The sequence below is a fragment of the Paenibacillus sp. FSL H8-0283 genome (genome assembly GCF_045040675.1).
Classification (GTDB): domain Bacteria; phylum Bacillota; class Bacilli; order Paenibacillales; family Paenibacillaceae; genus Paenibacillus; species Paenibacillus amylolyticus.
Map to the genome: position 1 here is coordinate 3874876 of NZ_CP150295.1, position 13927 is coordinate 3888802.

Annotated in this window: 12 protein-coding genes; 3 read left to right on the forward strand and 9 right to left on the reverse strand. The window is 46.3% G+C overall.

Features of this window, described 5'->3' with window-relative positions; translation table 11 throughout:
* Entirely contained in the window at positions 1-762 is a 762-nt protein-coding gene (locus tag MHI52_RS17305) for an SAM-dependent methyltransferase (protein WP_405157337.1), read from the reverse strand.
* A gap of 30 nt (positions 763-792) precedes the next feature.
* On the reverse strand, positions 793-1773 hold the full coding sequence (locus MHI52_RS17310; protein ID WP_036613784.1) for a Gfo/Idh/MocA family protein: 981 nt from the start codon (positions 1771-1773) through the stop codon (positions 793-795).
* Between the two features lie 190 nt (positions 1774-1963).
* On the opposite strand from MHI52_RS17310, the gene MHI52_RS17315 reads away from it, so the two are divergent.
* Both MHI52_RS17315 and MHI52_RS17320 read left to right on the forward strand, forming a co-directional pair.
* Positions 1964-2548, forward strand: coding sequence for a bifunctional transcriptional activator/DNA repair enzyme AdaA (locus MHI52_RS17315; protein ID WP_200868514.1), 585 nt, complete (start codon positions 1964-1966; stop codon positions 2546-2548).
* A complete protein-coding gene (locus tag MHI52_RS17320; protein WP_036613783.1) occupies positions 2545-3363 on the forward strand; it encodes a radical SAM protein in 819 nt (272 codons plus the stop codon). Before MHI52_RS17315 ends, MHI52_RS17320 begins: the two co-directional genes overlap by 4 nt.
* Before the next feature lie 168 nt (positions 3364-3531).
* On the opposite strand, the gene MHI52_RS17325 is transcribed toward MHI52_RS17320, so the two are convergent.
* The 6 genes from MHI52_RS17325 to MHI52_RS17350 form a co-directional block, all read right to left on the reverse strand.
* The gene (locus MHI52_RS17325; protein ID WP_036613782.1) at positions 3532-4638 is read right to left on the reverse strand and encodes a Gfo/Idh/MocA family protein; all 1107 of its coding nucleotides are present in this window, start codon (positions 4636-4638) and stop codon (positions 3532-3534) included.
* Between the two features lie 96 nt (positions 4639-4734).
* Positions 4735-5460 (reverse strand): ThuA domain-containing protein, encoded by a 726-nt coding sequence (locus MHI52_RS17330; RefSeq protein WP_036613781.1) that lies wholly within the window; start codon positions 5458-5460, stop codon positions 4735-4737.
* Between the two features lie 69 nt (positions 5461-5529).
* Positions 5530-6702 carry a Gfo/Idh/MocA family protein gene (locus tag MHI52_RS17335; protein WP_036613779.1) on the reverse strand — a complete coding sequence of 391 codons (1173 nt, stop codon included), beginning with the start codon at positions 6700-6702 and terminating at the stop codon, positions 5530-5532.
* Between the two features lie 54 nt (positions 6703-6756).
* Complete coding sequence (locus MHI52_RS17340; protein WP_253508997.1) at positions 6757-7806, reverse strand: LacI family DNA-binding transcriptional regulator; 1050 nt, start codon at positions 7804-7806, stop codon at positions 6757-6759.
* Positions 7807-8025: 219 nt separating this feature from the next.
* Positions 8026-9108 carry a class II fructose-bisphosphatase gene (glpX, locus tag MHI52_RS17345; RefSeq protein ID WP_405159397.1) on the reverse strand — a complete coding sequence of 361 codons (1083 nt, stop codon included), beginning with the start codon at positions 9106-9108 and terminating at the stop codon, positions 8026-8028.
* A 691-nt stretch (positions 9109-9799) separates the two neighbouring features.
* The gene (locus tag MHI52_RS17350; protein ID WP_405157338.1) at positions 9800-10318 is read right to left on the reverse strand and encodes a GNAT family N-acetyltransferase; all 519 of its coding nucleotides are present in this window, start codon (positions 10316-10318) and stop codon (positions 9800-9802) included.
* A gap of 124 nt (positions 10319-10442) precedes the next feature.
* Here MHI52_RS17350 and MHI52_RS17355 point away from each other — a divergent pair, with 124 nt between their 5' ends.
* Entirely contained in the window at positions 10443-11087 is a 645-nt protein-coding gene (locus MHI52_RS17355) for a YitT family protein (protein ID WP_405159398.1), read from the forward strand.
* 82 nt (positions 11088-11169) lie between these two features.
* Here the strand turns inward: MHI52_RS17355 and MHI52_RS17360 are convergent, their stop codons facing one another.
* Complete coding sequence (locus MHI52_RS17360; RefSeq protein WP_405157339.1) at positions 11170-13749, reverse strand: X2-like carbohydrate binding domain-containing protein; 2580 nt, start codon at positions 13747-13749, stop codon at positions 11170-11172.
* Positions 13750-13927 lie beyond the last annotated feature (178 nt).

Sequence of the window (13927 nt, forward strand, 5' to 3'; positions counted from 1 at the left end):
TCAATTATGTTTAACAATTTGAAGCATGGTGTGAGCATTCCGTTGAAACTCATATGAAGTTGGTTCTTCGGATACCGTGCACCCACGCTCTTCGAGTATTAATTTTAAAGCATCCATGTGTTTGTAACGTTCACCAGACAGATCCACTGTTGGAAAAATGCGAACCTCTTGTTTGGTCACACGCAGCAACTCCATTATGGTTGCAACATGAAAATCAACATCCAATCGATCCGCATAAGTAAACAGGAAATGGGCGGATAACGTCAGATCGAATTGTTCATCTGCAAAGGGTAGATCCGGGAGCACAGACGCCACATAACGGTCAGGAAACATTCTCATATCTGCGATGCAATCTGTGATGGCACGAGTTCGTTCTTCCTTTAACCCCTGGATTGATCCAAATTGATCCCACACATATATCCCTTGCACGGGTTCCATCTGTTTCATCGTATGCTCAATGTCCTGAAATCCCTTTACTTCAAGCTCGTCGATCTCGTATTCGTAGGCAATATCCACGGCCACGGGATCAGCACCCAACTTGCGCGCCTGGCTACTGAACGAACATGCTCCACCTGGACAATCCAGAATAGACTTGCCATTAATCTCGTCCACCGTCAGGTTGAACATCTTCATATATTCTTCGAAGGTTCTTCCTATGAAAACGATCTGTTTCAGTTCCAAACCTCCAGAATCATTGGACTGCTGATCTTCTCTACTGTTCTTCTGCACTTCTTTACTGTTGCTCTGCTCATCTCTGCTCATCTCGTCTCAGCTTCCTTTCCTGCGCTTGAATCAATCGTTGGGGAACACAAGCCCAATCTGCTTCCGAATCTGATCCATGACTTGCATCGTCACATAAGAGCGTTCATACGTGTTCATGTCAGACTCTTTTTGGCCCTGCTCAACCAGATTCACGAACTCCTCCACTTCATAATACATCGCCGGATGGTTTTGTTCGACTGTGAGCTGCTCCACCGTACCGTCATTGTAACGTATCTCTGCATGTTCCGGTGAGCCAATCTTGTCAATGATGATGCTGCCCAGCTCACCCATGATTTCGCTTGGTAGATGAGAGTTGGAGATTTTGGAGTATGTAACGACCGCATCCATCCCATCATAGTCCAGCAGCACACTACCTTGTCCATCCACGCCAGATTCCAGCATCATCGCTTGGGATTGAACCCGGTTAGGTGCACCGAACAACGTAATCAATGGATAGAGACAATACACACCGAGATCCATTAACGCCCCATTAGCGAGTTCAGGCTTGAACGCGTTCAGGACAATCCCCTCTTTGTACTTGTCGTAACGCGAAGAATACTGAGAGTATCCTGCTACGTATTTGCGGACAGGACCGATTTTATGCAGGCTCTTCTGCACCATTTTGAACTGGGGAACAAGGGTCGATTTCATCGCTTCCATGAGCAGAACCTCGTGTTCTCGTGCTGTATCGATCATGCTCCGAACTTCGGCGCTATTTGCAGCCAGAGGTTTCTCGCACAATACATGTTTACCGTTTCTCAGAAAAAGCTCAGCCTGCTCTGCATGAACCGTATTTGGTGTTGCAATGTAGACTGCATCAATCACATCACTTGCCGCCAACTCTTCCAGATCGGTGAATCGGTGTTCAACATCATATTTATCTGCGAATGCATTAGCCTTATCTTCAGTTCTGGAATACACAGCGGTTAATTTGAATCCTTCAACCTGTGCTGCGGCTTCAAGAAGCCTTTCTGTAATCCAGTTGGTACCCACTACGCCAAAACGAACCATGCTTACCTACCTCTTTCATCTATAAATTTCATTTGAGATATAAACCACTTCCATCCTGTATATTGTAGCTCATATTTCGTTCAGATTGAAGGAAGGGGCCATATCCCCAAATATTGATATCTTGCTTTTTAAGTTAGAACTTCGTCAATCCCTTCGAATCAAGGGTATAATTAGAGATGAGGTGATCACCGTGGAAAGTCGAGATCAAGATCGCATACTGCCCGAATCTATAGATGAAAAATACTGGCACGCCATCATCCACAACGATAATTCTTATGATGGAACGTTCTTTTACGGTGTGCAGACAACGGGTATCTTTTGCCGACCTTCCTGTAAGTCCAGAGCACCCAAAGCTGAAAATGTGCTGATATTTCAACATGTTGAAGAAGCATTGGCACGAAAGTTCAGACCCTGCAAACGTTGTAAACCTACAGGCGAGCGGGTACCTGATCAGGAGTGGATATACGGGATCACGGATTACATCGAACATCATTACGCCGAACCTCTAACCTTGGATGTCCTTGCCACTGTAAGTCATGGCAGTCCTTATCATCTGCATCGTGTGTTCAAGCGGATTACAGGCCGCACACCGGTTCAATATATTCAGGATAAACGAATTACCGAAGCCCGGAAGTTGCTTGAACATACCGGACTTACCGTCACCGATATTGGCCGCCATGTCGGTATACCTAACTCAGCTTATTTCATTACTGTATTTCGCAAACACACAGGTCTCACACCTGCACACTACCGCGAAAGGCATGAGAACTTATGAAGACAAATCTTACTTACAAAGTACCCAAAACGTTACTCAACAAGGGGACAGGGTTCCTTAATGGCTATACACATACACTGAATCCTTACACAGGCTGCGCCTTCGGTTGTTCTTATTGTTATGTCAGACAGATGCCTGTCTCCCTATTTCGTAAAGAGGATTGGGGGAGCTGGGTGGATGTAAAACAAGAGGCCTCCCGGGTGTTCGCCAAAGAGTTGCAGCGTGCCCAGACCAAAGGGAAAGTCACTCTGTTCATGTCATCCAGTACCGACCCGTATCAACCCGCCGAATACAAGGAGTGTATCACGCGTTCATTGCTTGAAACCATGTTACAGCATCCACCCGATTTTGTATTAGTCCAGACCCGCAGTCCACTCGTTACCCGGGATATAGATCTGTTACAACAGTTAGGTGACCGGGTTCGGGTCAGTATGACGGTGGAGACAGATCTGGACGATATGCGGAAGCATTTCAGTCCTTCCGCTCCCCCAATTGCAGGCCGATTACGTGCACTGGAACAGTTGCGGGATGCCGGAATACCAACGCAGGTTGCGATTGCTCCCGTATTACCCAGCAGTGAACAGTTTGCTGCCATCTTGAGACCTCTGGTTCAGCGTGTATGCATTGACGATTATTTCATGGGTGATGGCAGCGAGGGCAAGCGAACCCGGCGACTCGGCATGGAGTCGCTCTATCAGCAAGTGGGGATGGAGCATTGGTATCATCCAGATGCGTATCAGACTGTAGTTCAGCGGATGAAAGACTATTTTGCCGAGGATGAGATCTGGATCAGTCAGGCGGGATTTGAGCCCTAAATGGATATATAAGTTGGACTAAAGAATATTTACACTGGACACTCCAATGACAGAACAACATTCCGATCGCTGTTATTCCCAGATTTTTTTGATTTAATAAAAAACAGCCCCTTTCCTTGTTCGAAAGAAAAGGGGCTGTTTATCATGATATAAGTCATAATGGCTATCTTATTTATCCAATGTATACAATGGCAGATCCACCGGCAATGCAGCCGGGCGCTGACACGAGCTTTTCATCTGGTAGAACGTCTGTTCATCTGATGAATCGTGGAATGCCCACATGGCCTCAAGTACGTGGTATGCCAGTTCCCCACTCGCACGGTGTGCACGTCCACTATGTGCTGCATAGGCCATATCTGCCACACCGATGCCGCGTGTATTTTCCTGATATCCTGGGAGGAGCGGAACTTCCGTCCATTCATGTTCACCCAGCAAGCGATAACGAACCGGACCACCAAAGGTGTTGGGGTCAGGTACCTGCAATGTACCGTGCGTGCCATATATCTCAATCGGTGGCAATGCACTTCCGCCAAATACGTCAAAACTTGTAATCAGTGTGCCAATGGCTCCCTGTTCAAACTGTAACAGACCGGTAACGTGAGTTGGAATTTCGACGGGAACCGTCTGACCTCTCTTTTTCTCACTCGTAATCGTCCGTTCTTCCATGGCTTTACCCGTCATGCCTGCAATTGACTTGATCGGGCCCATTAGTTGGACCAATGCGGTGAGGTAGTACGGACCCATGTCAAACATTGGCCCACCGCCTGACGCGTAATAAAACTCCGGATCTGGGTGCCAGTGCTCATGACCACGACTCATCATAAATGCGGTCGCCGCCACCGGCTTGCCGATTACCCCTTCCTCCACCAATTGAAGTGAAGTCTGGATGCCTGAACCAAAGAACGTTTCTGGTGCACAACCCACGAGCAATCCTTTACGCTTCGCTGTTTCGAGCACGGCCTGCCCTTCTTCACGGGTAACCGCGAGCGGTTTTTCTACATAAACATGTTTGCCAGATTCAAGCGCCCGCAAGCATACATTCGCATGAACGGAAGGAATCGTCAGGTTGATGATCAGCTCAATCTCGGGATCAGCCAAGATTTCGTCGACGCTGTATACGTTAGGCACGTTATAGGCTGCTGCCTGCTCCTCGGCACGTTTCCGGTCGAGATCCGCAACAGCAACAAGTTCCAGCACCTCGAACCGGTTACAGTTTTCCATATAAATACCGCTGATTTTACCGCAGCCAATAATGCCTACTTTCATTGTTTTCATACCTGGGGCTCCCTTCGCCGTGGATCAGAAATGGTTTATCCATTGAGGATGAATGGTTAACACTGAAGTTACGTTTGCAATCCAACTACAATCTCATTAGTTCTGGTTGTCCGCCATACCTGTGTACACTTCGGTTGCTGAACTTACTCGACTCTTGGCAAGTTCTTTGCCTGCTGCTGTCCATTTGAACCCACTGCGCATCATTTCAGTCACGGGTTTCATGTCTACAATGTCTGCATGATGTCCCAGGGAGTTGTAGAATACCCGTCCTGCGCCCCAGCGTTTCGTCCAGACAACAGGCATATCTACGGGCCCATTCGCTGCATGCGGACCAGTTACCACTGGGAAACGAGTTGTTGCCAGCACTTCCACTGCCGGGTCTACGTGCAGGTAGTACTGTTCACTTTTCACCTGAAAATCTTCAATATGATCCAATAACGGGCTAGAGCCACGCTTCATGTTCACCATATACTCCACACCATCGTTACCTGGATGGGCAACCCATTGTCCACCCGTCATAAACTGCCAGTCTACGTTATTTCGGAAGGCATCACACATCCCGCCATGAAGACCAGCCAAGCCCACACCGCTCTGAACAGCCGCTGATACGTTATTGACGAGTTCTTGCTCAATCTGTCCCATTGTCCACAAAGGCACAATCAGATCCAGACCCAGCAGCTTCTCTGCATCCGCATAAGACTCCAACGTATTTGAGACCTCAACCTCAAACTGTTCTTCCTTCAAAATACGCTCAAAAATCGCTGCTACCTGCTCCGGTTCATGTCCATCCCAGCCGCCCCATACAATCAGTGCTTTACTCATCGTTTATTCACTCGCTTTCGCCTAGTTTTATGTGTTCAACCTTATTTCTGACGTCACTGTCTTGCTTGCTCACATCTCTTCAAGCGTCACCCATCGCCGTTCTGTTACCGAACGTTCTACCGCTTCCAGTACAGCCTGACAAGCGACCCCATCGTGGAAACTCGGTGATGGTTGGCGTCCTTCAGAGATCGCTGTCACCAGCTCCAGCATTTCATGGGTGAACGTGTGCTCAAATCCAATCGTATGTCCAGCAGGCCACCAAGCTTCAGCATATTTATGTGCCGGATCGGTTGCCAGTACACGGCGGAATCCCTGTACGTCCTCTTCATCCTTTGTGAAATACACTTCCAGTTCGTTCATCCGCTCAAAATCAAATCGTACACTGCCGAGACTGCCGTTAATCTCAAACGAGTTCGTACTGCGATGCCCCGCTGCAAAACGTGTAGCCTCGAAGCTGCCCAGCGCACCTCCTGCGAATCTTGCCAGGAACAACGTAGCGTCGTCGACGGTCACTTCTCCTTTCGGTGCATCCGCATTCGAACTGCCCTTTGCACTCAGCCCGGTCATCTCTGCTGCAAGTGGTCTTTCTTTGATGAAGGTTTCGCTCATGCCGATGACTTCCTGAAATTCACCAACAAGGAAACGAGCCAGATCGATTAAGTGCGCGCCCAGATCCCCATGGGAACCGGAGCCAGCCACTTCTTTTTGTAAACGCCATACCAGCGGGAACGAAGGATCCATGATCCAGTCCTGCAAGAAAAAAGCACGGAAATGATAGATCTTACCCAGTCGTCCGCTCTCCACCAGATCCTTCGCTAATTGCACCGCTGGTGAGAAACGGTAGTTGAACCCGACCATATGTGCGACTCCAGCATCCTCTGCTGCCTGAAGCATCTCGCGCGAATCTGCAAGCGACAGGGCCAGTGGTTTCTCACAAAACAGATGTTTGCCCTGACGAGCTGCTTCCAACGCAATTTCCTTATGGGCATCACTTGGCGCGTTAATATCAATCAGATCGATATCATCCCGCTTCACTAGTTCACGCCAATCAGTCACACTTTCGGACCAGCCGAACTGATTCGCCGCCTCTTGAACTCCTTGCTCGTTACGTCCACAGATCACAGACATCTCAGGCTGCAACGGAGCAGACGGGAAAAACATCGGCAGACTGCGATAGGCATTACTGTGGGCCTTCCCCATAAACTTGTATCCAACCATTCCGACACGAAGACGATTTGACATGATCATTTCCTCCTTTGGAATAATAAAAAGTCTTTCAATATGTGTACCAATAAACTATTGACGGATAGAAGAAGCACGGATAATCAGTTCGGTAGGCAACAACGCTCTCGCAGATTTGGGTACCGCTACAACAGAGTTATTCGCTTCATGTGTATCACCCACAGACCCATGCATAAGCTTCGATACTGCAAGTTCACCCATCTCAAAAAATGGAACCCTGACGCTGCTCAGCGGCGGAACCGCCATCTCGGCGGCATCGGAGTCGTCATAACCCACAAATGCAGGAAAATCCGCAGGCCCTATTCCCCGCTCACGTAAACCATGCATGACACCAATGGCCATCCGGTCATTGGCCGCAAATACAGCATCAATCTCATGTAGGCGATCTGCTACAATCGCTGCCGCCTCAATGCCACTTCTTCTACTATAATTCCCTTTAAGCAATAGACTCGGCTCCAGCTCCATACCTGCTTCTTGCAGGCCAAGACGAACGCCTTCCATTCGCTCCTGGCTGTTGGAATAGCTGTCTGGACCATTGAGAAAAGCGATTTTGCGATACCCCTGATCCGTCAGATGACGTATGGCAAGCCTGCTTCCTTCCACATGATCCGCATCCACTTCCGTGAATGATTGGCCCTCAAAATGCTGATTCATGACACAGAATGGGTGTCCTTCCTGATGAAGTTGCTGCATGGCCGCCAGTTCTTCATGATCATCTCTGGCACCAAGGATAATGCAAGCGTCCACTTTCTGACGCCGGAACAGATCCGTATAATTCATTACTTCACCGGGTGTTCGGAACATAACCAACAGGTCCATGCTATTGTCTCTGGCTTTGCTTCCAATCCCACTCAGCATTTCCGAGAAAAAATACGCCGAGAACAGATGCGCCTTCGGAACATAAGGTAATACCACACCAAGGTTCCCGCTTTTACTTCTGGCAAAACTGCGAGCAAGAGCGCTGGGCACATAGCCTAACTGTTCGGAAGCTTCAAGAACCTTGCGGCGTGTCTCTTCTTTAATAGGACCTACCCCATTAAGCACCCGGGAGACCGTCGCCTCGGAAACACCCGCAAGATCAGCCACTTCTTTACGAGATGCCATGAATTTCACCCCCTTTTAGCTCACCTATTAATCATATAATGTTTAAAAATCAATATTTATGTACGCGCGTACATTTTCTCATGTCATGTAACCGTTGTCAATGCTTTTAACACAAAAAAATAATGAGGGTTTGGGTTAATCCAGCCCTCATTATTATCTTGCCAGAGATGGTACTTTCATTAACTTCATGCTCTTTTGTTCAATTATGGGGAGTACAGCTCACAACGTCGTTGTGACGCCAAGATCAACGGAGGATTGACTAAACTCAGCCTGCTCCATCGTTTTCGCATGACTCGGAATGCGATCCGAGGGTTCTGGCGTGGATTGGAGCTGTCTTACTTTGTGCAGCACTTCTTTGTTAGGCAGGAAGTGTTGGGAACGAATGAATCGAATTGTTTTGGTTTTGGCACGCATAACAATCGAATCCGTCTCGGCGCGATCATCCGCAAGATATCGTACCCCTCCCAAGATCTCACCTGGCGTCACACCTGTTGCGGCAAAAATGACATCCTCTGTTCCGATCATATCCTCCATCGTTAACACTTTGTAAGGATTATCAATTCCCATCTGCAAGCAGCGCTGGAATTCGTCTGCGTTGGCAGGCATCAGACGACCTTGAATCTCACCCCCAAGGCAAGATAGCGCTGCGGCAGCCAGCACACCTTCTGGCGCTCCTCCAGAACCGACATACAGATCAATGCCTGCCTCCGGGAAGGCCGGTGCCATCGCACCAGCAACATCACCGTCACTGAGGAACTTGATCCGCACTCCGACCTTGCGTAGCGTCTTAATTGTGCTCTCATGTCGCACACGATCCAGAATCATCACAGTAAGGTCTGAGATGTTTTTGTTCAATGCGGCAGCGGCTTTCTCCAGTGTGACTTCAACCGGGTCTTCAATGCTGACCTTGCCTACAAGCGCAGGCCCTACCGCCAGTTTCTCCATATACATGTCCGGTGCGTGGAGCAGGTTACCTTTTCCCGCCACTGCAATAACCGATAGAGCGTTGTTTAGTCCTTTGGCCACGATTTCTGTACCTTCGAGCGGGTCTACAGCCACGTCAACCTCAGGCCCCTCAGCGTTGCCCACTTCCTCGCCGATGTACAACATGGGTGCTTCATCCATTTCTCCTTCACCGATTACCACCGTGCCGTGAATAGACACGGAATCGAACATGGCGCGCATGGCCAAAGTAGCCGCTTCATCTGCACTGTTCTTGTCGCCTCGTCCCATCCAGGGTGCTGAAGCTAACGCAGCCAATTCTGTTACTCTGACAATTTCTAACGCCAGTTCGCGTTCCATTTTTCCCACTTCCTTTCCAATTTCCAAAAGCATAACGTGAAAGCGGTACTAAATCCATCGCAAATCCATATGAAATTGATCTATAATCGGCGTAGTAGCGCCTTTTTAACGATTTATACCTTATTTATCCAATTAATATATTGATCGATTTTGCTCCTTTTTTCGGCTGGTTTTAAGAGTCCAATCCTCCTGATTTCTCACCTGAAATATTAATTTTAATTTCCATTTTCCGCTCTAAAACTAAATAATTCAACATGGTGATTTAACATGTCCGTTTCATGCGCAAAAAGTTCTTTTAACATGAGGTATATACAACTTATATCGTGATTTTTAAGAACATAACGCTATCTAATAGGCTACAAACGAAAACGATTTTCGACTGGCTGTCCAAACGTAGAAATAAACTAATAAACTGTAATTATAATCCTTGAGATCAGCCTATTACCTTCACGATTATCGAGCAAAATTATACTGCTAATTATGTATTAATCAGGCCTTTAACTTTTACTAAAGCCATAGATGCAGCTTATGAAGGTCATCGAAAATAATAAGTTTACATAATATTTATTATGTATTAAATTTCATCGATTTCTTCATTTTATTATTCAACGGTTCTGGCAAAACATAAAAAAGCTCAAAAGAATTCTGCTCAATAGCATTTTTCTTCCAAGCTTTTCCCTAGATGATCCCGTTACAGTATCGTTTTGGTCATTATAAAATCAATCTGTTTCTCATCTCCCATGTAAAAAGCATGAGCTCCTGTCTGTACAAACCCCATCTTTTCATAAAATGCGATGGCATTTTCATTTTTCTCCCACACACCTAACCAAATATTCGTTTTGTGTTGTTCTGTTGCCATATCTATGGCTTTATGGAGCAGTACCTTACCTAGGCCATGTTTTTGGAACTCTTTTTTGATATACACTCGCTCGATCTCAAGGGATTCCACACCCATCTTCTCAGACTGAGCATCATTGATATTTACCTTCATGTACCCTGCCACTTTGTGGTTGACATAAATAAAAAGAAATTGTGAATCCGCAAGGGACAGTTCCGTTTCTAATTGCTCCCGATTAAACGCCTTTTCCAGATAAGCTTTCATATTTTCGGGTGAATTTTGCGCTTTAAACGTTTCATTAAACGTCTCATAACTAATCTCCTGCAGTTCACATACATGTTCAATGGTACATATCTCTATACGAATCGTCATCTATATTCACATTCCTTTAACAAGTTAATCGTTTGTTGCAAATGCAATAAAAAAGGGTTACATTGAATTTAGCTCAATTTTGTTGTATTTGCAACATAATATCAAAAAAAGAGGTTGAATGAATTTGAAATATGTACTTTTTGTCGCAGGTATTCTAATCTTAACACTTGGCATTTCCCTTACCATTCAATCTGAACTGGGTACCTCACCGTTTGATGCACTTCTGGTAGGGCTGTCCCATCTTGTAGGGCTAAGTGTAGGTAGCTGGGAGGTCATCATTGCTTTCCTATTAATTGGATGTAATTCGCTTTTGAAGCAGCAAAAACCCGAGTTTTTGGGACTCGTCACCGCATTCATTACTGGTGTGGGGATTGATATCTGGCTTTATGTATCTGATTCCTTGATCACACCCGAAGTTTGGTACAGCAAATTAATGACTTTTTTCATTGGTTTAGTGATCATAAGTATCGGCACGGCGATTTATTTACAGACCAATTTTGCACCCATTCCGATTGACCGCTTAACATTAATCTTGCATGAAATCACTCAAACGCCCTTATTTGTATCGAGAACATTCATTTACCTTGTATTTTTAATTCTGGCGTTTCTGCTAAGTGGGCCAATCGGGCTTGGAACGTTGATAACCGTATGTTGTGCAGGTGTACTTCTTCAGTTCATTATGGGCCATACGAAAAGGATAATAGATCGCATATTAACAGACATGGATACATCGTCACATACTAAAAGTGAAAAAGAACATTCGGTCTAATCGGTGTACACCTTCTACACCATAAAAAGGCTGGATCAGAGGTTCAATCCCTGATCCAGCCCATTAAACGTGCTATCTACCTTTACGGCTCAATTCCCCATACCAGCTGACCGTTCACATACCCGGTAACCTTATCATGGTTTGCGAACTGGCTGCCAGATGCCTTGAACGAGTAATCGTTAGTCTGTGTGTAATTCGTCCAATTGTTTTTGGAAAAGCGTGTTTGAATCTCTGCGCTCTGGCCCGCATTCAGTGATCCCGCCGCACTTGTAAAGCCCACTTCAAGATAATGATCGGCTCCGGCAACTGGAGTCGCCAGTTTAACAAATTGGCTCGTTACATTCGCACTGCCCATACTGGCCCAGTCGGACCAGAAACTCTGAGCTTCCTCCCCGTCAATTGTATAGTAATACCGGAGTTTTACATCACTCAACGGAATATCCGAATTGCCTGAGTTGACCAATTTGAACTTGGGTGAGACGCCGTTGGTGGATGCACTTGTATTGCCGTTAAAAGCTTGAATCGTCAAATCCCCTGCTGGCACATTAACCGTGCTGTCTACCACATTCACTGTTAACACAGCGTTATTTCCTCCATTGAAGTGAAAGGTCAATACGTTCTGGCCCAGCGGAAGCGTGGCAAGATAGGATTTGTTCAGAACAACAGCAGAGCTGGACGCTGTATAATTCTGACCCGCTACAAGTGTATCATCCCCCTTTGTGATGCTTGTAAGCTGACGGCCGTTTAAGGTGAGAGATACGGTAATATCCTGTGCTGAATTCGTCGCTTTATCAAATGTTGCATTCACAGGAGAAATCACAGCATTTGTACCCGGTGTTGAATCCACAATTTTGACTTTTAACACAGGGTCCTGGCCTTGATTAAAATCCAGAACAATCGAATGCTCACCAACTGGCAGGGTTGCCAGATAAGATTTTTTCAGCAGCAATGTGTTTCCGTTCAAGGTATAGTCTGTCGTTGCGGTCAACGCATTGTTGCCTGCCCGGAGAGCAGTTAGCGTATTGCCGTTTGCATTCACGGTTACGGTTTTATCGCTTTGATTGGGTGTGTATTTGTCAAATTCAACGTTTCCAGGTGTGATGGATGCATTGGGGTTGGGATTGTTAACCTTTAGATTTGGCAGCTCATCCAACGTAATGACATAATCACTTTGATAAAGCGTTTTCAATGTTGCCGGGTAATTAAAAGCAGAACTCATCAGATGCTCGCCATACCAAGGACAGAAGTACAGCCATCCTGATTTCTCCTCTGTCAGATTTTTCACGCTTGGGATCGTATCGTTCTCCGTCATGGCTACCATTTTGGTACCATTCGTCAATTCAACAAGCTTATAGAAAATCGAGGTAATCGCATCTTCATTCGGTACGCCGGACAAACCGTCATAACGGTTGTAGATCGTATTGTATTTATCATATCCGACGAGATCTACCTGATCATCGCCCGGATACCAGGCAGGAGAAGTGCTGTAGACGTAGCTGTTGTAGGTCCAGATCAGATTATGCAAGCCATACGTCTCGGTCAGTTCGGTATACAGCAGATCCCATAGCTCTTTGTACACTTCTGCGCCTGCCGAAGCCCACCAGAACCATGCACCTTCCCCGTTCAGCCCGCCGTTGCCTTCTGCTTCATGATACGGACGGAAAAGCACTGGCACATCGTTATCTTGCAAAATCAGCAATTGTTCTGCCAGATCCTCGATGGTCATCATCACGTATTGATACTCTTTGGTACCGGGAATTACCGCATTGGCTGTATTAAAATTCGTTTCTGTTGGCTTGTAGGTCGCCTCTTTCCAATCCACAAAGTCCCCAAGCTCATACGTATTGAAATTACGAGGTACATTGATATGCCAGGAAGCGGTTGCAATACCTTCACGGTTATTCACCCAATCAATCATGCGATCAGTTGTACCGTCCTCCCAACCATACAACGGATTATAGTTCATCAGATCAAAGCCACGGATAGCCGGATACTTTCCAGTCAGATCATGAATCCACTCGAATTCAAGCTCCGAATCTCCGTCATTCCCTCCTCCGTAGATCTCTTGCTGACCAGAAATAATGTTGTTTCCGTATACCTCCGTTAAATAATTCATCAAAATTTGAGTTTCAGGTGTAGCTTCAGGATCAGTGAGAACTGGCTGCACATTCAGGGGATCCAGATCAGCATGATCCACTGTAAAAGTATCAAAATACGCGAAGCCCCAGCCAGCCTTCAGCTCAATCGTGTTGGCACCCTGATTCAGCTTGTGAAAGCCAAAATCGAAGTCTGACCATGTTGTCGTGTAAGGTAGCATGAACGCCCCTTTCGTAACACCATTCACGATTAAATTTTGTGACCTGCCATCTGCACTGAGCTCCTGCATATATCGTGTGGAGATCGCGTACATGCCGGTTTCCGGGACAGTCACTGTGAAGGTTAATGTGCCAGAGTTCTGCATCCAGACAAATCCAGCCCCTGAGAATCCGGGCTTGGGTTGCCCATAGATTGAAGTAACCACTTGAAGATCCGGGGTCAGCTGCGCATTTTCGCTTTCGATGGTGAACAATGGTGTGTCTGCATGAACGGGCGCTGTCATTAATCCAAGCAGTAGGGCCAATGCCAGCATCATTGCGGTTGCCTTTTTGAGCAAATTTTTCATCAATTCCATCTTCCTTCCCAAGTGAAATATGATAATGAAATGTCAATGAACCCATTCATGATGGCGCTTTCATTTTAAACATAGCATGCACACCAATATTTGTAAATATATGGTGAATGAGAATGTTTGAAATTCTTTTGTACCAGCACTTTGAACATTATATTTCCTTTCTCTCATC